Origin of the sequence: Streptomyces sp. NPDC007157, from assembly GCF_040634235.1 — a bacterium.
Taxonomy (GTDB): Bacteria; Actinomycetota; Actinomycetes; order Streptomycetales; family Streptomycetaceae; genus Streptomyces.
Genome location: NZ_JBEYFE010000007.1, coordinates 73,536 through 95,687, shown reverse-complemented (window position 1 = coordinate 95,687; position 22,152 = coordinate 73,536). Strand labels below are relative to the sequence as shown.

The following is a 22,152-nucleotide window of genomic DNA, read 5'->3' as shown; positions in this document are numbered from 1 at the left end:
CGTCCGAAATCTCGTCACCGTCGGCCCAGGGTGCTCTCCCGCTCGACGAGCTCGAACTTCGCGGTCAGTTCGCGCCCGCCGGGCTCCTCACGGCCCGACAGGCTGCGCAGCAGCGAGGCCACGGCCATCTTCGCGATGGCCTGCTTGTCCGGCGACACCGTCGTCAGCGTGACGGCACCGAAACGCCCCTCCGCGATGTCGTCGAACCCCACCACCGCCACGTCCCAGGGCACCCGCAGACCCCGCTCGTGCAGTACCCGCATCGCCCCGATCGCGATCAGGTCGTTGAAGGCGAAGACGGCGTCCGGACGCACACCGGAGTCCAGCAACTCGGCCATCGCACGCGCCCCGTCGTCCCGGTCCCAACCGCCGACCGGCACCACCAGGCTGTCCGGCGCGGGCACCCCGGCCGCCGTCAACTCCGCACGCCAGCCGTCCAGTCGCAGGTGGGCGGGCTCGTTCACGGAGTCGGTGCGCACGCCGAGGTAGGCGATCCGGGTCCGGCCGCGGCCCAGCAGGTGCCGCACCGCGCACCGGGCCGCCGCCACGTTGTCGATCGCGATGTGGTCGAAGGGCAGCCCGTACTCGCGCTCACCGAGCAGCACCAGGGGTACGTCTGCGGACCGGCCCCGCAGATCCTCGGCCTCCAGGGTCAGCGGGCTGAGGATCAATCCGTCGATCACCCCGCCCCGGAATCCCTGGCTGACCAGGATCTCCTGTTCGCGCTCGCCCCGCGTGTGATCGAGCAGGACGGTGAACTCGTGCTCCGCGGCCGCGTCGATCACGGCGCCGGCCAGCTCCGCGAAGTACGGGTTGCCGAGCTCGGGAACGGCGAGCGCGATGATCCCCGTCCGGCCCTTGCGCAGGTGTCGCGCGGTCAGATTGGGCCGGTAGCCCAGCTCGTCGATGGCCGCCTGCACCTTGGCGCGCATGGCCGGGGTGACGTGCGGATAGTTGTTCACAACGTTGGACACGGTCTTGATCGAAACGCCCGCGCGTTCCGCCACGTCCCTCAGGCTGACCCGCAAGGGATCTCCTCAGCGTCGATGAGTGCCCCGTCCCCCGGGGAATTGTCATGCCCCTGGACAGAGGTCGAGAGCCGTGCTCTCATGCCAACTGCCGTTCCTTCCAACGTTGTACAGACAGAAGCAACGAGCCGCCACCCTTCCTCACCCAAGGAGGATTCGTGCGCACCAGCCCTCTCGGACAACGCCTCGCCCTGCTGCTCGCCGCGGTACTGGGCCTTGCCGGCCTCACCGCGGCACCCGCCGCCACCGCGGCCGACGATCCCGTCGAAGTCCACGGCCTCAAGGGCGAGTACTACACCCAGTCCGCCCCCGGCGCCTTCGACTTCCACGAGCTCAAGGCCACCGGGTTCGACCCGAACCTCGACTTCGACACCCTGGAGCCGCGTCTGAACTTCGCCACCGGCCAGTCGGACGACGTCAGCGTCCGCTGGACCGGGAAGATCGTCCCGGAGAAGACCGGCCCCACGACCTTCTCGATCATCGGCGACAACGGCTTCCGGCTCTGGGTCGACGGGCAGTTGGTCATCGACCACTGGGTCGACGACTGGGACCGTGAACAGACGGGCCAGCCGGTCGAGTTGACAGCGAACAAGGCCTACGACATCAAGGTCGAGTACTTCGAGCACTACGGCGGCTCCAACCTCCATCTGCGCTGGACCCCGCCCGGCGGCACCAAGACCGCCGTACCGCAGTCCGCGTTCCGCCTGCCCGACGGCTACGACTACGACGGAGCCGTCTCCACCGCCGTCGTGGCGAGCGGCCGAACCCTCGCCCTCGAGTTCGCCCAGCCGCTCAGTACGCCGCCGGCCGGTCTCAGCGAGCACCTCGACGCCGTGATCGGGGGCGCCACCTGGCCCCTGGGCGATACCCGGCTGGACTCCACCGACCCCCGGAAACTGCTGATCACGCTCAAGGAACCCGTCGTCGGCAACAAGACCGGCACCGCGTCGGGTCTCGCCGACCTGCGCTACGACGGTCAGGGCGGCCTGGCCGGCACGGGTGGCAACGTTGTCAGCTCCTTCTGGAGCAGCGGTGCCAACAGGTCGACGTACGAGTTGCGCACCAAGTGGGCCGACAAGGTCGGGCCGAGCAATGCCCACCCTGAGTACCCGAGGCCCCAGCTCACGCGTGGTGCCTGGCAGAACCTCAACGGCACCTGGCAGTTCGCCGTGGCCACGGCGGGAGAACAGCCGCCGGTGGGCAGGAAGCTCGGCGAGAAGATCCTCGTCCCGTACCCCGTCGAGTCGCAGCTGTCCGGGCTCGAACGGCACGAGGACCGCATGTGGTACCGGCGAACCTTCACCGTCCCGGCCGGCTGGAAGATCGGCTCCGGCAAGCGGCTGCAACTGAACTTCGGCGCGGTCGACTGGCGAGCGGAGGTGTACGTCAACGGCATCAAGGTGGCCGAACACCAGGGCGGATACGACAAGTTCAGCGCCGACGTCACCGACGCCCTCAAGCCCGGCCGCACCCAGGAGCTGATCGTCGGCGTCTACGACCCCACCGACGCGGCCGACGGCGAGAACCCGCCGGTCGGCAAGCAGCGCCTGGACCCCAGCGGCATCTGGTACACGCCGACCTCCGGTATCTGGCAGACGGTGTGGATGGAACCGGTGGCCGCCGACCATGTCGACCAGCTCAAGCTCACCCCGAATGTCGACGCCGGCACGCTCACCGTCGAGCCGCAGGGCGTCCGCGACGGCCTGCCGGTCATGGCGACGGCCTACGAGGGCAAACGCAAGGTGGCCACCGTCACCGGCCGCAGCGGCGCACCCCTGACCCTGCGCATCCGGAACCCGCGTCTGTGGTCGCCCGACGACCCGTTCCTCTACGACCTGAAGGTGAGCGTCGGAGCCGATCGGGTCGGCAGCTACTTCGGGATGCGGTCGATCAAGGTCGAGAAGGTGAACGGGGTCCCGCGCACCCTCCTCAACGGCAAGCCGATCTTCATGATGGCCACTCTGGACCAGGGCTTCTGGCCGGACGGCCTGTACACCGCGCCGACGGACGAGGCCCTCGCCTACGACCTGAAGATGCACAAGAGCATGGGCTTCAACGCCGTGCGCAAGCACATCAAGGTCGAGCCCGACCGCTGGTTCTACTGGGCCGACCGGCTCGGCCTGATGGTGTGGCAGGACATGCCCGCGATGACGGCCGGAGTGAACCCGTCCACCCAGGCGCGCGCGGAGTACGAGCGCGAGATGAAGCAGATGATCGACGAGCACTTCAGCAGCCCGTCGGTCGTCATGTGGGTCACCTTCAACGAAGGCTGGGGCCAGTACGACATGGCCCGCATCGCCGACCAGGCCAAGTCCTGGGACCCGACCCGGCTGATCAACTCCATGTCCGGGCTCAACCTCGGCGACGACGGCGGCACCGGCGACATCATGGACGAACACGGCTATCCCAGTCCGGCCCTGCCGCCCCACCCCGACGGTCGACGTGCCCTGGTCAGCGGTGAGTACGGCGGCCTCGGCCTTGCCGTACCGGGACACGCCTGGTCCGTGCAGCAGTCGTACGTCGACGTCGACCCGGCGACCTACACCGACGACTACCTGGCCAAGCTCGCCGAGGTCCACGCGCTGGCCTGCAAGGGCGGCAACGGCGCGGTGTACACCCAGATCTCGGACGTCGAGGGTGAGCTCAACGGTCTGCTGACGTACGACCGCAAGGTCGTCAAACCCGACGTCCAGCGGCTCAGGACGGCCCAACAGGCGCTGATCTCCGACGCCTCCCGGGCCACCCCGGCCGGGTGCGCCTGACGCCCGCCCGGACTCGGCGAACGCCTCCCCGCGCCGCGCCGAGTGTCCTGCGCCGTCCGTGAAAAGGGTGCGGTCCGCCGCCGTCCATGAAAGGAGTGCGGTCCGTCGCCTTCCGTGAAAGAGGTGCGGTCCGTCGCCGTCCGAACGGCGGCGGACCGCACGCCCGCCGCTGTCACCGGGTTCGTCACCGGGCTACTTCGGGCGGACTCCGTCCAGCAGGTTGTTCACGAGTCCGATGACGAAGTCGTCGGTGACGGGTTCGTCGGGGATGAGCAGTCGGTGGTAGACGGCGCCCCAGAGCTGGTCGACGAGGATCTGCACGTCGATGTCGGTGCGGATCTGGCCGAGTTCCTGGGCTCGGTGAAGGCGTTCTCCCGCCAGTCGGCGCCGCTGCGACGAGTACAGCTTCCGGTAAGCGGTGGCCAGGTCCTGGTCCGTCTGTGACTCGCCGATGAGCTCGGCCAGTATGCGGCCGCCGGGGGTCTGGGTCATGACCTGGGCGAAGGCGCGGAGCTGGGCGAGCAGGTCGGCGCGGATGTCCCCGGTGTCGGGGAAGGCGAGCGTGTCCTCGACGGCGTGGAAGTAGCCGTCCAGGGAGAGTGCGCCCTTGGAGGGCCACCATTTGTAGAGGGTGGTCTTGCTGACGCCCGATGCCCGGGCGACACGTTCGAAGGTGAGGTCGCGGATGCCTTCGCTGAGCAGCAGGTCCCCGACGGTGCGCAGGACGTCCGCCCGGACCTCGTCGGCGGGCCGGCGTCCCCGTCCGCGTGCGTTGCCCTCCCCGGCTGCGGGTCGGTTCGCGTCGTTCGCCATGTGTGCTCCTGCTCGGTTACCGGGGTCGTGTCGTGTCGGATTCCAGGTGGGTGCTGCCCGCGTCAAGTCTGCGGGTGTCATCTCGCGCGCGGTGTCACGGAGCGATCCGCAGGCTCGCGATCAGCCCGTCGCGCAGGCGGAAGGTCATGGGGCCGGTGCCGTTGTAGCCGTTGCCGGTCACGGTCAGGGTGGCGACATAGGTGTCGGCTGAGGTGCCTGGCTCGATCGCGTCCAGCGCGAAGTGTGCCTGTACGCCGATATTGTCAGTGCGGTCCCAGGCGCGCACGCCGTCGCGGCCGTGGTACTCGCGACCCCAGTCGTTGAGCTCGGCGTCGTGGGTGAACGCGGCGGCGAACGCCTCGGTGTCGCCTCGGTTGGTCGCCTCGACGAAGGTCTGGATGGCGGCGGGGATCTCGATGACGCTCATGGTGAGTGCCTCCTCCGTGAGTGGGGCGGGGACGCAAGGCCTGACGTCCCTCCTGGCGTCCCGGGCCGGGGATTTCAGCTCTGGACGGTGAGCAGGTCGGCAAGTCCGATCCGGGTGAGGAAGCCGCGGCGGATACGGTCGGCGGTCTCGGAGACCTCCTCTGATCCGTCGTCGGCCGGGTCGATGTGCACGCGGTAGGGGCGCTGTCCGGCGGGCAGGGCGGCGATGCGGGCGATCTCGTCGGAGACGAGCGACGCGGAAGCGTCCTCGGGGGCGAGGGCGGCGAGTTCTGTCGCCACCTGGTCCATCAGGCCGGGGTACCGGCTCTCGTATTCGCCCTCGACGGCGGTGTCGTCGGGGTGGCCGGAGTGAGCGAAGTGGTTGGTGCCGCTGGTGAACGAGCCGGGGACGACGATCGAGGTCTCCACCCCCCAGCGAGCGAGTTCACCGGCGTAGGACACCGCGAGGGAATCCATGGCGGCCTTGGCTGCGAAGTAGGGGGCGAGGTAGGGCGGGGTGCCGCCTTTGACGCTGGTGCTGGACACCCAGAGCACCAGTCCTCGCCGGCGCCGGCGCATGCCCGGCAGCACGGCGCGGTTGACGCGCTGGGTGGACAGGACGTTCACGTTGTAGAGCTCGGCGAGCTGGTCGGGGGTGAAGGCCTCGGCCGGCCCGGTCACCATGTGCCCGGCGTTGTGGACCAGCACGTCGATGTGGCCGTGCTCGGCTTCGATCCGTGCGACGGCGGTGTCGACCGAGGGCTGGGAATTCACGTCGAGCTCGATGGACCGCAGGTCGACGTGGTGCTCGTCGGCGTAGTCGGCGGCGGCCTGGACCTGGGGCGCGTTACGGCCGGTGGTCTGGCGCATGCCGGCGTAGACGATGTGGCCGGCGTCCGCCAGCGCACGGGCGGTGAGTGCTCCGAAACCGCTGGAGGCGCCGGTGATGACGACGACGTCGCCAGTGGTGGACATGGACGTGGTTCCTTTCCGCAGTGGCGGTGGAGGGGCAGGGTGGTGTGTGTGGGGCAGGGGTCAGGCGAGTCCGCCGTTGGCGTAGAGGACCTGTCCGTTGACCCAGCGCGCGGGGCCGGCCAGAAACGAGACGACGTCGGCGATGTCCTCGGGCCGGCCCAGCCGCTCGAGCGGGGTCGCCTTGGCGAAGTTGGCGATGGTGGCGTCGTCCTTGCCGTCCAGGAACAGCGGTGTGGCGGTGGGGCCGGGCGCGACGGCGTTGACGGTGATGTCCCGGCCGCGCAGCTCACGGGCCAGGATGAGGGTCAGGCCCTCGACTGCGGCCTTGCTGGCGACGTAGGCGCCGTAGCCCGGCAGCTGGGTGCGGACCACCGAGGTCGAGATGTTGACGATCGCGCCACCCGGGCGGACCCTGCGCGCCGCCTGCTGAGAGACGACGAAGGTGCCGCGGATGTTCGTGCGGTGCATCCGGTCCAGGTCGGCGAGGTCGAACGTCGCGATCGGTGCCAGGATCATGATGCCGGCGGTGTTCACGACCACGTCGATGCCGCCGAAGGCCGACTCGACCGCGTCGAACGCCGCGCTCATCGCACTCTCGTCGGCTACGTCGCCTCCCACTGCCAGAGCCCTGCCGCCGGCGGCGGTGATCGCTGCGACGGTGTCCTCGGCCCTGGTCTGGTTTCCCGCGTACTGCACGGCGACCGCGAAACCGTCCTTGGCGAGCCGCTCGGCCGCGATGCGGCCGATGCCGCCCGAGCCTCCGGTGACCAGCGCGACACGGTCGGTGGTGGGGGTGCTCATGGAGGTCTCCTCTTCAGGTGCTTCTCTTCAGGCGCTTCTAAATGAACTGCTCGTTCATATAACCATGAAATGAACGTGCCGTCCATATCTGCGGACGAGACCTCCCCGGGCACCGCCTACGCACGGCGGCGCGCCGCCCGAACTCACCCCCGCCCTCTCCGGCCGCACCGGAGGGAGCACCCCGAGCGCGAGACACGCTGAGCGCCGCGGACTCGAGTGAGCCGTGCACCGTACGGGGAGGTCGCGGGGGCGGATGCTCGCCGACAGGGCGGGACATGAGGATGGGTCAGATGTCAGGCAGGCTTTTCCACCACGTGTCCGCCACTTCACACAGGGGTCTTCGCGTCGGTCTGGGATGGAGAGGGCGGGGCGGGGACGACGGGTGGCGCCGCACAGGTCGAGTCGTACGTCAGGAGAGGCATGTCTGTCAGAGCCGAGACGTTCGGGTGTGCGGTACGGGGTGTGCGCGGGAGAGCGGGACGGGGTTTCGTGCTGGGGACCGTACTGGCCCTGGTCGCGTTCGTTCCGCCGGCCGACGCGAGCGCGCGGGCCGGGGACCCCGCCGCGGATGCCGTCGCGTGGACCACTCGGTACGTGGCGCCCGGGGTCGAGGTCCGTACCGGGGTACTCAGCGACCCGCGGGCCGTCGGCGTGTGGACGGTCACCGTCCAGGCTCCGGCCGTCAACCGCCTCACGGGTGCCGCGACCTGGGCCCCGCTGGGTGACCGCGACTGGGCCGACACCACCGCCGGGCGGTTGCGGGCCGCCGGGTTCGCGCCGCGCGTCGAGCGGGTGACGTGGGACCAGTACGCCGACACTCCGCACGGCACGATGGGGTGGCAGGTCAGGGTCGGCCGGTACGCCACCCAGGCCGAGGCGGGGACGCCGGCCTCGGCGGTGTCGGCCGCCGGTTTCCGTACCTCCGTCGAGTGGACGGGCTATGACGGACGCCGGCGCGCCGACGCGGAACGCGTCCACGTCGCCGTCGTCGATCCGGCCCGGCTGCGCGGCACGATCGAGGTGAGCGACGGCGGCGACGCCGCCGACCGCGAGAAGACCTCGACGGTGGCCGCCCGTCTGGGCTCCCTGGTCGGCGTCAACGGCGGATTCTTCGTCACCTCCGACGCGGACGGCGTCCAGGGCACCTCGGCCGGACTGTCCGCGGTGCGCGGCGAGTTGCAGTCCATGGCGGTCGGTTCCCGTGCCGCGCTGATCCTCGCCGACGGTGGTCGGCACGTCCGGGTCGCGGACCTTTCCACCACCGTGACCGTCCGTTCCGGCACCGCCGTCCGCGCGGTGGAGGGCATCAACCGGACCCCGGGCAAGGTGCGCAACTGCGGCCGCCCCGGCGCCGTGCCCACCGAACTCCCCCGCCAGGACATCACCTGCGCACTCGCGGACGACCTGGTGAAGTTCACCTCCGAGTTCGGGGCGCCACTGCCGACCGGCGCCGGCGTCCAGGTGGTCCTCGACCAGCATGGTGTCGTCGTCTCCCGTGGTGACCGGGGCGGGTCCGTGCCCGCCGGCGGCTCGGTCCTCCAGGGCACCGGGTCCGCGGCCGCCTGGCTCGCCGAGCACGGCGGAACGGGCAGGCGGCTGGAGTTGCGGGAGACGGTCCGGGACGCCTCGGGCAGGCAGGTCCGGCTCGGTCCCGACGACAGCGTCGTCAGCGCGGCCCCGACCCTCGTCGAGAACGGCCGGGTCCACATCGACGCAGCAGCCGAGGGCACACTCGACCCGCTCGACCTCTCCTTCGGGTTCGCCTGGTCCAACGTGCGCCAGCCGCGCACCCTGGCCGGCATCGACGGTCGCGGACGGCTGCTCCTCGTGACCGTCGACGGCCGGCAGCCCGGTGTCAGCGAGGGCTTCACGCTGGCCGAGGCCGCCCGGTTCATGCGCTCGCTCGGCGCGGTACAGGCGCTCAACCTGGACGGCGGCGGCTCCACCGCCATGGCCGTCGACGGCAGCCTCGTCAACGTCACGTCCGACGCCACCGGCGAGCGTGCCGTCGGCGACACGGTCCAGGTCCTGCCGCGCGCCGGACGGTGACGACCGCCCGCGCGCGGCACCGTCGAGGCGCCGTGCCACCACTCCGCCGCCCTGCGACCGGCCTGGCGGCGGAGTTGCGCGCATCGGCTGGTAGGCCGCCGGCCCGGACCGACCTGAGCCGGGCGGGGCCGGGCGGGTCCGACCTGAGCCGGGCGGGGCCGGGCGGGGCCGGGCGACAGCGGGGGCCTCGTAGAAGCGGATCGCATCAGCGTTGCTGGAGTACGCGGTCACCACTGCCAGTTCGGCCCCGATTCCTTCGCCCAGGCCGCGAACCGCGCGACCAGACGCGCTCCGAGTCCGCCACTGCGGTGGCCTGGCCGCACATACATGCTGACGAGCGCCGCCACCCTCACCGGCCTCGTCGCAGATCCCTCAGCCACGGATCCAGTGAGGTGCCCGACGACCTCATGCTGTTGATCACTCATACCGCGTCACGCCAGCCCCGCGCACCGACAGCGCCGTGTGCTCTTCGCCGACGGAGCAGCGAGCTCAGATCACCGGGAACAGATCACGGTGACGAGGGTGAACGAGGCGTAGAAGGAGCCCTCAGCGAGGCTGGCGAACCACCGTCGGCCGCGGTCCCGCTGCACGTAACCGTCGTTGATGGCCTTCTGCATGTTGCGGCCAAGCCCCAGGGTGTGGTCCGCATCGGCGAAATCCCGGAAGACCGGTGTCGTGGCGACCACCGTCTCCACACGGAAGCCCGCCTTCTCGGCGAACCGGCTCAGGCTGCGTCCGATGGTGGCGTTACGGACCACTTCCTCCGTGGTGTAGCGAGTGAAGTCACGGCTGGTCTGACGATCCTCCGCATCGACGGCCAACGTGTCCCAGTCAGGCTCGACGAGCCCGACGAGAGCCCCCGGTCGAGTGGCACGATGCAACTGGGCGAGAGCTGCCTCAGGCTGCTCGACGTGCATCAGAACCCGGTCGATCTTGGCTCGATCTACCGATCCCGGATCGATGGGAAGCGCGTGTACGTCGCCCTCCCGGATCTCCACTCCGCGAAGGTCACTGGTCCGTTCACGCGCGTGGGCGAGCATGGCCGGATCGCGATCGACGCCGATCACCGAGCCGTCCTCACCGACCCGCTCAGCCAGCGCCGGAAGGTCGGTACCCGGACCGCAGCCGACGTCCACCGCGGTCTGACCAGGCGCAATGTCCAGCAGGTCGATGAGCTGCCGCTTGTAGGCGCGGCCGGCGTCGCTGGCCGCTGCCCGCAGCATGTACGAGGCCTGCTCCGGACGGGTCACTCCAAAGGTCGTCGACATACACGTCAGTCAAACAGGCCGACAGGGCTCTGAACCACGGCTCGCCGTACAGATCCCACGACGCGGCAGGGCGAGCACCGCGTCCACGGCCCAGCCGTACACGGCGGCGTCGCCCTCGGGGCCGGTACCGGCCCCGAGGGTTTCGAGCGCTTCTACGCCCGGACCTGGCGCTTTCCTCCACCTTCTGCGCCCGGACCTGGCGCCTCCTTTCACTCCCCCGCGCGTCGGCCGCGAGACCGGCCGCGAGACCAGCTGCGGGCTTCCACGGCGGCCTGCTCCCGGTCGACTCGTAGCACGCCCGGCGCCGCAGTCGACCTCCCACCAGTGGACACGATCCGTCTCCCTGCGCTGGTGTGACTACTCCGCCCGTCGTGCCTCACCAAGGTGCCGGGGCCGGCGGCGGGACCACCGCGGGCCGGTCGTCGCAGGTGATGGTGTTCGGCAGTTCCCAGGACGCCAGCCAGGGGCCGGTCGTGCCACCTCCGTCGTTGCCGCCGAGGTCGTTCACCGCGAACTCGGAGCCGGAGGCGGGAAAGTTGAAGGATCCGCAGTTGTTGATGCCGACCGCGCCGACGTTACGGGCGTCCACGTTCTCGAAGGACGCCGATCCGGCGGAGCGGGCGCTGAGCACGGAGGTACCGGTGCCGTCCACGCGGATGTCCTTGAAGCGGACGCCTCGGATCGCGTACTTGTCCTTCACCGGGAAGTCGGAGACCAGCATGATCGCGTTGTAGGTGTTGTCGAGGAAATGGTCGCCGGTGACCTGGATGTCGGCGTCGATGTCCCGCTCCAGGGCGTAGAACCAGATGGCTCCCAGGCCGATCTTCCAGTTGAGTTCGAACGGTCCTGAACGGACCGTGGTGTTGTCCGTGATCTTCAGATGCCCGGTGAACGGCTGCGCGCCGAACCGGGAGCCGACCTGGATGGCGCTGCCCTCTCTGATGGGGTCGGCTATGAGGTTGCCGGTGACCGTGTTGTCGGTGCCGCCGTACAGGGCGATGCCGTTGGCGAGGACCGGGGTCTGCACGGTGTTGTGGTCGAAGACGTTGCGCGCGTCGCCCGTCTTCTCCGACCACATGGCCAGACCGTCGTCGCCGGTGTTACGGACGAAGGTGTTGGAGACACTCGAATCGGTCACGCCGGTGTGGAAGTTGAGGCCGTCGGCGATCTGGTCGGCGATCACGGTGCGGGTGACACGCAGACGGGTCATCGGGCCGTCGAACCACATGCCGACCTTGGTGTGGTGGAGGTAGAGACCGTCGATCGTCGAATCGCTGAGCGCCCCGCCGAGGGCGTTGACCTGGTCGGTGTCGATGCGTTCGCGTACGTCGCCCTCGACGGCGAAGCCTGACAGGTGGACGTCGTGGCTGCCCCCGTCCGCGGCGTCCTTGCCGTAGAAGCCCACACCGGTGTGAACCGAGCCGTCGGGGGCGGGGGTGTCGAGGGTGACCTGGTGACCCTTGACGATCGTGTACCAGCTGCCGGCTCCGACGATCGTCACGTCGTCCACGGTGATGTGACGGTTCACCTGGTACGTCCCCGGCGGCACGTACACCTTGAGGTGCCGCTTCTTGGCGTAGGCGATGGCGCGGTCGAAGGCGCCGCCCGCGTCACGTCGGCCGGTGGGATCGGCCCCGAACGCGATGACGTTCGCGGCGTGCTTCTCGACATGTGGCGCGCCCACGAGTTGCGTGTCGAGCAGGTCGATCACGGTCCAGGCCGCGGTGCTGTTCTTGGGCGCGGTGAGGCGGACGGTGTCGCCGGCCGCGTACCGCCTGCCGAGCAGCAGTCTCTGTTCGTCGTAGAAGTGGCTTGGCCTGAACGGCTTGTCGATGGTGGGCGTCGGGCTGGTGGCGGCGGGAACACAACCGCATTCGGTGATCCACCAGTCGGGGTGCAGCAGGTCGCCTTGGGGGTCGTTGCTGAACGGGTACTGGTTGTAGAGCCAGGAGTACTGAGAGGTGAGAGTCATCGTGGTGCGGCGGCCGCCCACGGAGACATCGAGGGGCGCGGTGATGCCGCCGCCTTCGGGAGCGTCGGGGATGCTGTACCGCACGGTGAGAGCGTTGGCCGCGCGCGGCAGGGTGAACTCGACGTACTGGCCCGGCTTCAGGCGCACCGCCGTGCGGCCGGATGCCTCCGAGGGCAGCGTGTAGGCGGTGCGGTCGGGGCCGATCACGGTGCCGTTCGTCGCCGCGTTCTCCGCCTCCTGTTCGACGAAATCCACCGTGGCGCCCCGCCCCGCGACGAGGGCGGGATCGAGCCCGGCCCGGGTCACCGCCGGGGTGCCCTCACGGCCACCGAGCCCCGGCGCCGCCGGCGCCGGAGCGCCGAGCCCGAGCACGAGTCCGGCGGTGACCGCGGTCAGCGCCACGAGGGTCCGAGCCGGTCTTCGCGCACGGCCCCTCAGCCGCTCCGCAGCCACGTGGTTGGTGTACCGCGCCATCGGATTCTCGTTTCTCTAGGAGCGGAGGTCACCGAGGGCAGCTCGGTGCACGGCAGCACGGCGGGAACGGGCCGTGCCGCTGCGTACCGGGACATTAGGCGCGGCAGGACGACCGGACAAGACATCGGACGCTTCCTTCCAGCTTTCAGTACAGATCCTGCGAGGGATTGTCGATTCCTTGCATGCGGATCGCGGGGGACCGATCACGGGGGTACCGGAGGTGGGTGTACGCGGCGTAGACCGTGCCCTCGTCGACGTCGAGCACGGTGGCCGGATGATCGGTGCGGCGCTGCCACGTCATCGCCCACCGTCCAGGGAGCGCCCTTCATACGCGGCAACGGGCTGTAGCCCGACCCCCATCGCTTCGTCGCCTTCTGCGCGCGGGCCGTCGTGCCGGTGTGGTCGGTGGATCCCGCGGCGGCCTTCTGCAACACCCTTCAAAGGCTGTCTTGTAAGCCAGGCCCCCGAGGACGAGCCATGTCAGTGGCTGGTGAAAGGCTTACCGGGTGTTGATTGAGGGATACGACTACGGCCCACTGGAGGCCGGGGAGTCAATGCTGGCTTGCCCGGGCTTCTGGTCGAACTACCTGTCGGAAATCTGCGCTGGCGGAGCCACCGCCGAGCGTCCCGTTCCGGAGTGGTTCGGCGAGGACGGCGCTGATGTCGATGCGTTGTCCGAGACCCTCTTCGATCCCGAACGCTGGCCGGTGCTCCGGGTGCCCGGTGCGGATGGCTCCGGAGTCGTGGTGGTCTTCCGCAACCTGGTCGGCGACTACGGCATCGACTTCCTGCTCATCGATCCAAGCCCAAGCTACGCCCAGCAGATCGTCAGTTGGGAAGGGGAACTCCCGGGGAGCGGACTGACGTGGCGGGAGCTGGTCCGCATGGCCGACAGCCCTGCACCAGAAGCCGACGGTGTCGTCGAGCCCGCCGCCCGCTTTCTCTTGCTTCTTCCACTTCTCAACGACCTGGAGGTGCCTGAGGAGGCGTCTGCACGGCTCAGTGCCGCCCTGACCGCAGTAGGGGTGGCGCAAGACACCGCTCTGAGCACAACGGAGCATCTGCTCGCCGGCCTGACCGGGAAACCGTGGCACGATCCCGCATGGGTCTCGCCGCTGAGCAGCTGAGACTGCTGCGTGGTCGCTCCAGTCGGGGGCCTGACAGGTGCGGCGTAGGAGGGTCAGGGTCCAGATCCGTATTCGGAACCTTGAGCTTCGCGAGTTCTTCGGCGCTGCCCCAGTGGCACTCGCCGTTGTGCTCGCCGCCCGCTACGGGCGCGTCGGTCTGCTCTGCCTGGACGAGTTCGGCTGTCTCGACTTGGACAAGGCCGGAGCGAAGCTCCTGTTCGTCGAGACCTGAACCGAGTCCTACCGGTTCACCCAGACCCAGCGCAGGCGGCGCCGCAGCTGACTCCTGCCTCGACCCTCGGCACGGCTGAGTCCCACCACTCTCCGTCTGCGGCCGTGCCGTTCCGGGTTCATCAGTCTGCCGGGACAGGTCCATCAGCCGGTGCCGCCCTTGCCGCCCGCGCCGCCCGCGCCGCCGGTGCCGCAGCCGAGCCCCAGGCAGATCCCGCCGGTGCCGCCCGTGCCGCCACGGCCGCCGTCGCCGGTGCCCACCGCGGCTCCGCCTGTGCCGCCGGTGCCGCCGTTGGCACTGCCACTGCAGATCCCGGCGCAGATCCCGCCCGCGCCGCCGGTGCCACCCTGGCGGCCGGGCGCGCCGGCCGTGCCGGTGCCGCCGCCTGCGCTGCCGTTGCACAGTCCGGCGCAGATCCCGCCCTGGCTGCCGTTGCTCCCGTTGACGGTTGCGTTGCAGTTGCCCGCGCACACCCGGTCGCCGATCCTCACACTGCCGTCGCCGGCTTTGACGGGCCCGAACCGGCCACTGCCGAACAGGCTGCTGCCGCCCGGCCGGGTGCTGTCGGCGGGAAGCTGCCGGGCGGGCGCCATGGCCGAATGGCTGTGCAGGCTCTGCTGGCTCTGCGACATCGGCGCCGCCGTCGCGGCCGGTGCAAGTGTGCCGACCGCGACGCCGGCGGCCAGGGCGGCCGAGACCGTGAGACCGAGACGGACCCTCCAAGAATACGTACGCATGACATTCCTCTTTCCAAAGAATTGTTTCCTGTACTGCGGTTTCCGCTGTATCGAATAAACCCGGTAATGGGTCTCGCCGTCACGGCCCGGGAGTTCGGGGCTTGACAGGAGCGCCCCGGCCCGTTCCGGGCCGGGGCGCTCGGGGAAGTTCGTCAGGCGCCGAGGAGGGAATTCAGACCCAGCAGTGCGACCCAGTCCCCGTCACGGAACTGCTTGTCCCAGGTGTTGAACTCCTTCTCGGAGATCTTGTACTTCTTGACGACGTCGGCCTTTTTCGCCTGCCCGGACTCCACAATCAGCACGATCCGTGCCTTGTCCACGCCCGTGAGATCCGACCTGTGCTTGTCGGGCAGGTCGCCGAACGTGAAGCAACCGGACCGGCCGGGTTTGCCGGGTTCTCCCGGCTGGCCGGGTGCACCGCCCTTGCCCCCTTCCCCGCCCTTGCCGCCTTCTCCGCCGTGGCTGCAGTGGGTGGGGTGGGCGGCGGCGGTCTGGCTGGTGCCTGTGGTGGCACCCGGTGCTGCGTGGGCGGAGACCGCGGTGCCGGTGGCGAGGGCCAGCGAGGCCACCGCCAGGACGAGCGGGCGCTGCCAGCGGGTTGTGGACATGGGGGTTCTCCGTTTTTCCTTGATCGAGATGGTGGTTCTGCAGAGTTGCGTTGCGCCGACTGCCCGGCTCAGTGCACTGGTTCGACTGGGTGCGGGCGTTGGGGGCCGCGGGACGGGCGTCGGGGCTCGGGAGTCGGGGGTCGGGGGTCGGGGACGGAGGCCGCGCGGGTCTCCGTCCCCGACCGGGGCCGGACGGTCAGAAGATGCTGCCGCCGCCGGCGCCACCGGCGCCGCCCAGGCCGCCGAAGAGGACGCCGAGCCCGCCCGCGCCGCCCTTGCCGCCACTGCCGCCCTGGAAGACGCCGAAGCCTCCGTTGCCGCCCTTACCGCCGTTGCCGCCCTGGAGGATGCCGGTGCCGCCGCCTCCACCGGAGCCGGCGCTCCCGCCGAACAGGCCGGTGCCGCCGTTGCCGCCGGTGCCTCCGTTGCCGCCGACGACACCGTCGCCACCGCCCCCGCCGCCGCCTCCGCCGCCCCCGGACAGGATGCCGTTGCCTCCGTTGCCACCCTTGCCGCCGTCGCCGCCGACGCCCAGGACGCTGCCGCCGCCGGAGCCGCCGGAGCCCCCGCCACCGCCGATGAAGCCGCCGCCTCCGGCGCCTCCGTCACCACCGGCGCCGCCGCCCTGGACGAAGCTCACGACATGCGCCGCGGGCATCGGGGCGGCCGTCGCGGCGGACGCGGGAAGGATGATGCCCCCGGTGATCACCGCGGCCGAGGCGGCGAACGCCGCGAGACGGAGGCCCCGGCGCTTGGAACGGACGCCACTGCTGGTGTCACGGGTGTCACTGTGGTCGAAACGTACGTTGCTGTGGGTGCGAAAAATACGCGTCATGGGTTTTCTCCTGCCGATACGAGGGGCATCTGCGTCTGCCCCGGAAATTCCGGACGACGGCCGGTGGATGGTTTTTGCCGCACCGCCACACCGGGACAAATCGCGGTTTCAGCGAAAGATGGAATCCCCGTGAGGATTTCCGTCTCACTGTCCTGCCTCATTTGTGTTTCCGGATTTCCTTTCCGGTGAGGCCCGCACTTCAAGTAGGCCCCACGGGCACCGCCCGGTCACGTTCCGAGGGATCGTGACTTGACTCGGCAGGACGCATCGAGTAAAGCGCCCATAAGGACGCACCGGGACAGCCCGGCCGAGATCCCGCTCCGGCTGTCTGAACGGGGCTCCACCGTTGACCTCCATGACCGCAGCCACGGCGCCCGCACACGCCCGCCGAGCATCGGGGCCCCATGGGCGCCGCCGCCGGTGATGCGCCGGCCGGCAGACAGACCGCGGTCAGATGCGTTCCTTACGAGCGGATCGTCGACGCAGGCTTCGCCCGAGCCTGGCGATCAGCGAAGAAGGCGCCCCCCGGATCGACCCGCAAGCCGCGGGCGTCTACCAGCTGACAGGCGTACGCGGGTCACCGGTCTCCGCCGGCCGGGCCACCTCTGGCAGGACGAACTCCGCCAAGTCCCTCTCCGGACCGCCTTGTCCGAGCACGGCCGGGAAGCCGGCAGAAACCAGATCTGCCCTGATGGTTCGCGACTGATGGTTCGCGACTGATGATGTGGGGCCGGGCCCGTGTTCCCCGGCCGATCCGGGTCAGTCCGTGTGCCGCTGCGGTTCGGGCCGGGTGTCCTCGGCGAGAGCCGTGCGCGCGGCCTGCAGCAGTTCTTCGGAGATCGGGTTGCCCCGCGTGGCGCGGGCCAGGACGAGGGCGCCGACCATGGTGCAGAGCTGGGCCATGCCGTCGTCGTCGCCGGTGGCCAGCCGGGCGGCGCGGTTGCGCACTCCGTTGACGTAGACGTGCTGGGCGCGGGCGGCCTGCTCGGGTTCGCGCCCCAGGTCGGCGGCGAACCCGGAGACAGGGCAGCCCTCCGCGGGGTGATCACGGTGCCAGAGCGAGAGGTAGTCCTCGATCAGCGTCCGACGGGCGGCCTCATGCTCCCCCGGGTGCTCCCCGAACGCCATGGCCGAGTGTGCCGCCTGCTCGGCAAAGGCCTGGGCGATGGCCTCCTCGACCAGGTCCTCCTTGGAGGCGAACTGCTTGTAGAACCCGCCATGGGTGAGCCCGGCGGCCTTCATCAGATCGGCGACGCTGACCGCGGTGCCTTTCTCGCGGAACATCCGGGAGGCGGTTGCCACCACGCGCTGCCGGTTCTCCTGTGCCTGCGCCCGGGACACGCGGCCCATGCGATCACCCTCCTCAGATAGATGCCACTTGCCATCTATCCTATCCCCCGTTTAGATTTCATGCGACATCTATTACGGCGGGAGCCGCTCCGACAGGTCAACCAGGACCTCTCGACGTCTCCCGCCGACCCCGGCCGGCGACCTCCGCCCCGCGACCGCACAACCACCGCACCGACAGCTCTGGAGACCCCTGTGGCATCACCGCCCGCCCCCACCGATTCCCCGACGCCCGAGGATTCCGCGCCCTCTACGCCGCCGGACCGGCGACGAGCGGTTTCCGAGGCAGTACACCGCCGGCGCTGGGCCGTTCTGGCCGTGCTCTCGTGCAGCCTCCTGGTGGTGATGTTGGACAACTCGATCCTCAACGTGGCGATGAAGACCATCGCCCAGCCCGCTCCCTCCGGACTCGGCTCCACGCAGGCCCAGTTGGAGTGGGCGGTCAACTCCTACACGCTGGTCTTCGCCGGACTGCTCTTCACCGCGGGCCTGCTCGGCGACCGGCTCGGCCGCAAGAAGGTGCTGCTCTTCGGCATGCTGGTGTTCGGCGCAGGATCCGTGCTGTCCGCGCTGTCGGACTCCTCCGGACAGCTCATCGCCTTCCGCGCCGTGATGGGCTTCGGCGGCGCCTTCATCCTGCCCGCCACCCTCGCGATCATCATGAACGTCTTCGAGCCTGACGAGCAGCCCAAGGCCATCGGCATCTGGACCGGCGCGGCCGGTTTCGCCATCGCAGCCGGCCCCCTCGCGGGCGGCATCCTGCTGGAGCACTTCTGGTGGGGCTCGGTCTTCCTGGTCAACGTGCCGATCGTGGCCGCCGCCATCGCCGCGATGGTCGTGATCGTCCCCGACTCCAGGGATCCCAGGCCCGGCCGCCTCGACCCGTTCGGGGTGCTGCTGTCCATCGCCGGTCTGGCGCTGCTGGTCTACGGCATCATCAAGGGCGGCCAGCTGGGCGATTTCACCCGGCCCCAGTCCTGGGTGACGATCCTCGGCGGCCTGGCGGTCCTCGCCGGCTTCGTCGTGTACGAGGCCCGCAGCGACCATCCGGCCCTGGACGTCACCTACTTCCGCAACCGGCGGTTCTCCGCGTCCGTCGCCGCCATCGGCCTGGTCTTCTTCGCCCTCATGGGCGTCACGTTCTTCAGCGTCTTCTACAACCAGAGCGTGCGCGGCTACAGCGTCCTGCAGTCCGGTCTGCTCGTGCTGCCGCTGGCCGCCTCCCAGATCTTCTTCGCCCCGCGGGCCCGGCTGGCCGTGGGCCGCTTCGGCGCCCGGGCCGTGTGCGCCACCGGACTCGTCGTGACCGCGGTGGCCTTCGCCGGCTTCCTGCTGCTCGGCCAGGACACCCCCATCTGGGTTCTGGAGGTGCTGTTCTTCCTGATGGGCACCGGCATGGCCCATGTGATGCCGCCCGCCACCGTCATGATCATGTCGTCGCTGCCGCGGGAGAAGGCCGGCTCCGCGTCCGCGGTCAACAACACCTTCCGGCAGGTCGGCGGGGCGATGGGGGTCGCCGTGCTCGGATCACTGCTGTCCACCGCCTACCGCAACGGCATCGACAGCCACCTGGCCGCACTGCCCGCCTCCGACCGGCACACCGCGGGCGAATCCCTCCAGGCCACCCAGGCCGTCGCCGAGAAGCTGGGACCGGCCGGCCAGGCGCTGATACGGCCCGCGAACGACGCCTTCATCCACGCCATGCACCTCACCGCGACCGGGTCGGCGGCCGTCGCCCTGACCGGTGCGGCCGTCGTGCTGGCCTTCCTGCCGGGCAAGGACGCCGCCGCGGCCGCCGACGGCGACAAGCCCCGCGCCAGAGCGCAGTAGCCCGGCCCCGATCGCGAACCGTCGTCCCCGCCGGACACCCGCGAGCGGCCACCGCCGAACATCCCCGCCACGCCGCCGCCGGAACCACCACCCCGGGCAAGGCCGCCAACGACCTCACCACCGCCGGCCCCGCACCCCGCACCCGGCACCCGGCACCCGGCACCCGGCACCCGGCACCCGGCACCCGGCACCCGGACAGCGAACGCACGAACGACAGCACCGCTTCCGCTGACACCCCGACCACACCCCACCTCAGATGTCCCCACACCTCCCAGGAGATCGACCGATGGCTGCAAACAACCTTGTCCTCATCCCCGGCGCCGGCGGCGTGGGCCGTACGGTCTTCGAGCAACTGCGGGCCCAGGACGTCCCGGTGCGATTCATGGTCCGCCGCGAGGACGAGCGGGCGGCCGAACTGCGGGCGCTCGGCGCGGAGGTCGTCATCGGCGACCTGACCCGGCCCGAGACGGTGGCCGCCGCACTGCACGGCGTGACCCGGATGTACTTCGCGATGCGCGTGTCCGCGGACCACCTGCTGGCCGCGACCGTGGTGGCCTCCGCCGCGCGCGCGTACGGAAAACTGGAGGTCCTGGCCGACCTGTCGCAGATGACGGTGTCACAGATGACCGCCACCAGCACCGAGGAATCGCACCAGCAGCGGCTGCACTGGCTGGCGGAGCAGGTCTTCGACTGGTCCGGCCTGCCCGTGGTCCACATCCGGCCGACGGCGTTCCTGGACACACCCCTGTTCACCACGATGGCAGCCCGCTCGATCCAGGAGAACGGCACGATCGCGCTGCCGTTCGGCACCGGACGCACCTCACCCATCGCCGTCGACGACGTCGCCCGGGTCATCGCCACCGTGCTCCGCGACCCGGCCCCGCACATCGGGCAGGTCTACGAACTCACCGGGCCCCGCTCGGTCGACATGACGGAACTGGCCGCGGAATTCTCCCGGGCACTGGGCCGGCCGGTGACCTACACAGACGTGCCCCCGCAGACGTGGCAGGCGCAGCTCCCGAAACTGGGAATGCCACCGCACCTCGAACAGCACGTCGCCACCATGGCCCGGCTGCATCGGGCCAACCGTTACGACCGCACGGCCGACGGCGTAGAGCGCGTGACTGGCACCCCCGCCCAGTCCATCGAGGCGTTCGTCGCCGCCCGCAGAGACCTCTACCTGGGCAGAACCACGTCCAACGGCTGAACCGCGTCCAACGGCTGAGCCGCGCCGTCGGACAACTCCCGGCCCGCCACCGGCGACGACGGACGGTACCGGATCCGGGACGGCGCGGAACAAGTCACCACGGTCACCGCGCCGGCCCGGGCCCGGCGGTGCGCACCCCTGGCATCATCCTCGGCGAAGACACCCCTGCGCCCGCCCACACCCCCGGAGGGCTCGACGAGGTCAGCGGCCACGGCCCGCATCGCGGGCACCACCCTCGATGCCGACAGGCTGCGGCGCAGCAGAGACGGCCCCGGCCGCAGGCCCGCGACCGCGGGCGGTCACGGCGATGGCGGCGAGCAGCGCGAGCACCACGACGGCGAACCAGGTCGTCGCACCGGCCAGGCTCATGGAGCGGCTGGCGACCCCGAGGCCGACGGGCAGCAGGGCCAGGCCGAGGTAGGAAGCGAAGAACAGGCCGGCGAGTGCCTCGCCACGCCCGGCCGGGGCCGCCGTACCGGCCACATGCCCGATGGCGGACTTGAACAGCACCCCCGCCCCGGCACCGGCCACGATCCCCGCCAACAGAAACACAGGCAGGCTGGCGAAGTGCACACCGAACGCCAGGACGACCATGCCCACGGCCTGAGCGAGCAGCCCGGCATACCACCGCGTACGGACACCGAGCCGGACGGTACCCGCCTGCGCCGCCGCAGCAGCCGCGAACACCGCGAACACGACCAACCCGGCCAGCGCACGCGACGGATGGTGCAAGATCCCGCCGACAAAACCGGGAACCACGGAGGTGAACAGACCGAACACGGCCATGGACGTGAACCCGGCCACACCCGCCACGAAATATCCGGGCACCCCATGAGTAGCCCCCACCCGCTGAGGCCGGTACACCGGCCTGACGACCGGCCGACGGACCGTCTCGGGCGTCAGCGCGACAGCCACCGCGCCCATCAGCAGCACAACGGCGAACACCGCGTACGGCACCCGCAGCGGCGCACCGAGATACTGAGCAAGGACGCCCGAGGCGAGAGTGCCAAGGCCCAGTCCGCCGATATTGGCGACGGTCGACACCACCTCGAACCGCCTAGCCGAAGAACCGGGCCGGTGGGCGCCGTGCAGCTCCTGCAGATACGCCGTGGCCGTCGCCGTCAGCATGCCGACACCCAGCCCCGTGACGAGCCGGGCCACGATCAGCACCGGCAGCGACGGCATGGCCAGGAACAGCACGGCAGCGACCAGTTCAAGCGCCAGCGCCCACATCATGACCCTCTTGCGGCCCAGCCAGTCCGAGACGTGTCCGGCAAGCAGCAGACTCGCCAGCACACCCAGGGCATAGACCGCGAACACAACCGTGACCGTGAACGTGGAGAACCCGTCGTGCGCCTGATACAGCGGATACAACGGAGTAGGCACGGTAGAAAAACCCATGGCGGTCACGAACACCGCCGCAACCGTCCAGAACCCGACACCGTACCGGCCGGGAGCAAAGGGCTTCCCACCGGCCCGGTCCGCCTGAACAGATATACGGCCCGCACGCAGAGCCATGGCCGACACAAACAACACCGGAATCCCTCCGATCCCTGCCGTTGGTTTCCGTCGGCGGCCGGACCGCACAGCCCTACATCCACCGCCTGTAATCACCAACGAAAGAACCGAGCCGTTGTTTCCCACCCGCCCGAGATAGTCAA

The 22,152-nt window shown here is 70.1% G+C and carries 19 protein-coding genes; 5 read left to right on the top strand and 14 right to left on the bottom strand.

What is annotated here, in order from left to right; translation table 11 throughout:
- Nucleotides 1-14 precede the first annotated feature (14 nt).
- Nucleotides 15-1,028 carry a LacI family DNA-binding transcriptional regulator gene (locus ABZ642_RS15010; protein ID WP_360482764.1) on the bottom strand — a complete coding sequence of 338 codons (1,014 nt, stop codon included), beginning with the start codon at nucleotides 1,026-1,028 and terminating at the stop codon, nucleotides 15-17.
- 158 nt (nucleotides 1,029-1,186) lie between these two features.
- Between ABZ642_RS15010 and ABZ642_RS15005 the strand changes: the two genes are divergently transcribed.
- Nucleotides 1,187-3,790 carry a PA14 domain-containing protein gene (locus ABZ642_RS15005; RefSeq protein WP_360482761.1) on the top strand — a complete coding sequence of 868 codons (2,604 nt, stop codon included), beginning with the start codon at nucleotides 1,187-1,189 and terminating at the stop codon, nucleotides 3,788-3,790.
- A 192-nt stretch (nucleotides 3,791-3,982) separates the two neighbouring features.
- Here the strand turns inward: ABZ642_RS15005 and ABZ642_RS15000 are convergent, their stop codons facing one another.
- From ABZ642_RS15000 to ABZ642_RS14985, 4 genes are all read right to left on the bottom strand, one after another.
- Nucleotides 3,983-4,603 carry a TetR/AcrR family transcriptional regulator gene (locus ABZ642_RS15000; RefSeq protein WP_360482758.1) on the bottom strand — a complete coding sequence of 207 codons (621 nt, stop codon included), beginning with the start codon at nucleotides 4,601-4,603 and terminating at the stop codon, nucleotides 3,983-3,985.
- Nucleotides 4,604-4,697: 94 nt separating this feature from the next.
- Nucleotides 4,698-5,030, bottom strand: coding sequence for a nuclear transport factor 2 family protein (locus ABZ642_RS14995; protein WP_360482755.1), 333 nt, complete (start codon nucleotides 5,028-5,030; stop codon nucleotides 4,698-4,700).
- Between the two features lie 74 nt (nucleotides 5,031-5,104).
- A complete protein-coding gene (locus ABZ642_RS14990; RefSeq protein WP_360482753.1) occupies nucleotides 5,105-6,004 on the bottom strand; it encodes an SDR family oxidoreductase in 900 nt (299 codons plus the stop codon).
- A 60-nt stretch (nucleotides 6,005-6,064) separates the two neighbouring features.
- Nucleotides 6,065-6,805 carry an SDR family oxidoreductase gene (locus tag ABZ642_RS14985; RefSeq protein WP_360482750.1) on the bottom strand — a complete coding sequence of 247 codons (741 nt, stop codon included), beginning with the start codon at nucleotides 6,803-6,805 and terminating at the stop codon, nucleotides 6,065-6,067.
- Nucleotides 6,806-7,225: 420 nt separating this feature from the next.
- Between ABZ642_RS14985 and ABZ642_RS14980 the strand changes: the two genes are divergently transcribed.
- Nucleotides 7,226-8,854 (top strand): phosphodiester glycosidase family protein, encoded by a 1,629-nt coding sequence (locus tag ABZ642_RS14980; protein ID WP_360482747.1) that lies wholly within the window; start codon nucleotides 7,226-7,228, stop codon nucleotides 8,852-8,854.
- A 227-nt stretch (nucleotides 8,855-9,081) separates the two neighbouring features.
- Here the strand turns inward: ABZ642_RS14980 and ABZ642_RS14975 are convergent, their stop codons facing one another.
- From ABZ642_RS14975 to ABZ642_RS14960, 4 genes are all read right to left on the bottom strand, one after another.
- Entirely contained in the window at nucleotides 9,082-9,279 is a 198-nt protein-coding gene (locus ABZ642_RS14975; RefSeq protein WP_360482744.1) for a GNAT family N-acetyltransferase, read from the bottom strand.
- A gap of 69 nt (nucleotides 9,280-9,348) precedes the next feature.
- A complete protein-coding gene (locus tag ABZ642_RS14970; protein WP_360482741.1) occupies nucleotides 9,349-10,122 on the bottom strand; it encodes a methyltransferase domain-containing protein in 774 nt (257 codons plus the stop codon).
- 376 nt (nucleotides 10,123-10,498) lie between these two features.
- Nucleotides 10,499-12,568, bottom strand: a complete 2,070-nt coding sequence (locus ABZ642_RS14965; protein ID WP_360482738.1) for a glycosyl hydrolase family 28-related protein — start codon at nucleotides 12,566-12,568, stop codon at nucleotides 10,499-10,501.
- Nucleotides 12,569-12,713: 145 nt separating this feature from the next.
- On the bottom strand, nucleotides 12,714-12,869 hold the full coding sequence (locus ABZ642_RS14960) for a hypothetical protein (protein ID WP_360482735.1): 156 nt from the start codon (nucleotides 12,867-12,869) through the stop codon (nucleotides 12,714-12,716).
- A gap of 205 nt (nucleotides 12,870-13,074) precedes the next feature.
- Between ABZ642_RS14960 and ABZ642_RS14955 the strand changes: the two genes are divergently transcribed.
- The gene (locus ABZ642_RS14955; RefSeq protein WP_360482732.1) at nucleotides 13,075-13,695 is read left to right on the top strand and encodes a hypothetical protein; all 621 of its coding nucleotides are present in this window, start codon (nucleotides 13,075-13,077) and stop codon (nucleotides 13,693-13,695) included.
- A 375-nt stretch (nucleotides 13,696-14,070) separates the two neighbouring features.
- Here the strand turns inward: ABZ642_RS14955 and ABZ642_RS14950 are convergent, their stop codons facing one another.
- The 4 genes from ABZ642_RS14950 to ABZ642_RS14935 form a co-directional block, all read right to left on the bottom strand.
- On the bottom strand, nucleotides 14,071-14,664 hold the full coding sequence (locus ABZ642_RS14950; RefSeq protein WP_360482729.1) for a hypothetical protein: 594 nt from the start codon (nucleotides 14,662-14,664) through the stop codon (nucleotides 14,071-14,073).
- A gap of 152 nt (nucleotides 14,665-14,816) precedes the next feature.
- A complete protein-coding gene (locus ABZ642_RS14945; RefSeq protein WP_360482726.1) occupies nucleotides 14,817-15,272 on the bottom strand; it encodes a DUF1153 domain-containing protein in 456 nt (151 codons plus the stop codon).
- A gap of 196 nt (nucleotides 15,273-15,468) precedes the next feature.
- On the bottom strand, nucleotides 15,469-16,107 hold the full coding sequence (locus ABZ642_RS14940; RefSeq protein ID WP_360482723.1) for a hypothetical protein: 639 nt from the start codon (nucleotides 16,105-16,107) through the stop codon (nucleotides 15,469-15,471).
- Between the two features lie 759 nt (nucleotides 16,108-16,866).
- Nucleotides 16,867-17,457, bottom strand: a complete 591-nt coding sequence (locus tag ABZ642_RS14935) for a TetR family transcriptional regulator (protein ID WP_360482720.1) — start codon at nucleotides 17,455-17,457, stop codon at nucleotides 16,867-16,869.
- Nucleotides 17,458-17,772: 315 nt separating this feature from the next.
- Between ABZ642_RS14935 and ABZ642_RS14930 the strand changes: the two genes are divergently transcribed.
- Entirely contained in the window at nucleotides 17,773-19,284 is a 1,512-nt protein-coding gene (locus ABZ642_RS14930; RefSeq protein ID WP_360482717.1) for an MFS transporter, read from the top strand.
- Between the two features lie 286 nt (nucleotides 19,285-19,570).
- Nucleotides 19,571-20,491, top strand: a complete 921-nt coding sequence (locus ABZ642_RS14925; RefSeq protein ID WP_360482714.1) for an NmrA family NAD(P)-binding protein — start codon at nucleotides 19,571-19,573, stop codon at nucleotides 20,489-20,491.
- Between the two features lie 201 nt (nucleotides 20,492-20,692).
- On the opposite strand, the gene ABZ642_RS14920 is transcribed toward ABZ642_RS14925, so the two are convergent.
- Nucleotides 20,693-21,907 (bottom strand): MFS transporter, encoded by a 1,215-nt coding sequence (locus ABZ642_RS14920; RefSeq protein ID WP_360482712.1) that lies wholly within the window; start codon nucleotides 21,905-21,907, stop codon nucleotides 20,693-20,695.
- Between the last annotated feature and the right edge of the window lie 245 nt (nucleotides 21,908-22,152).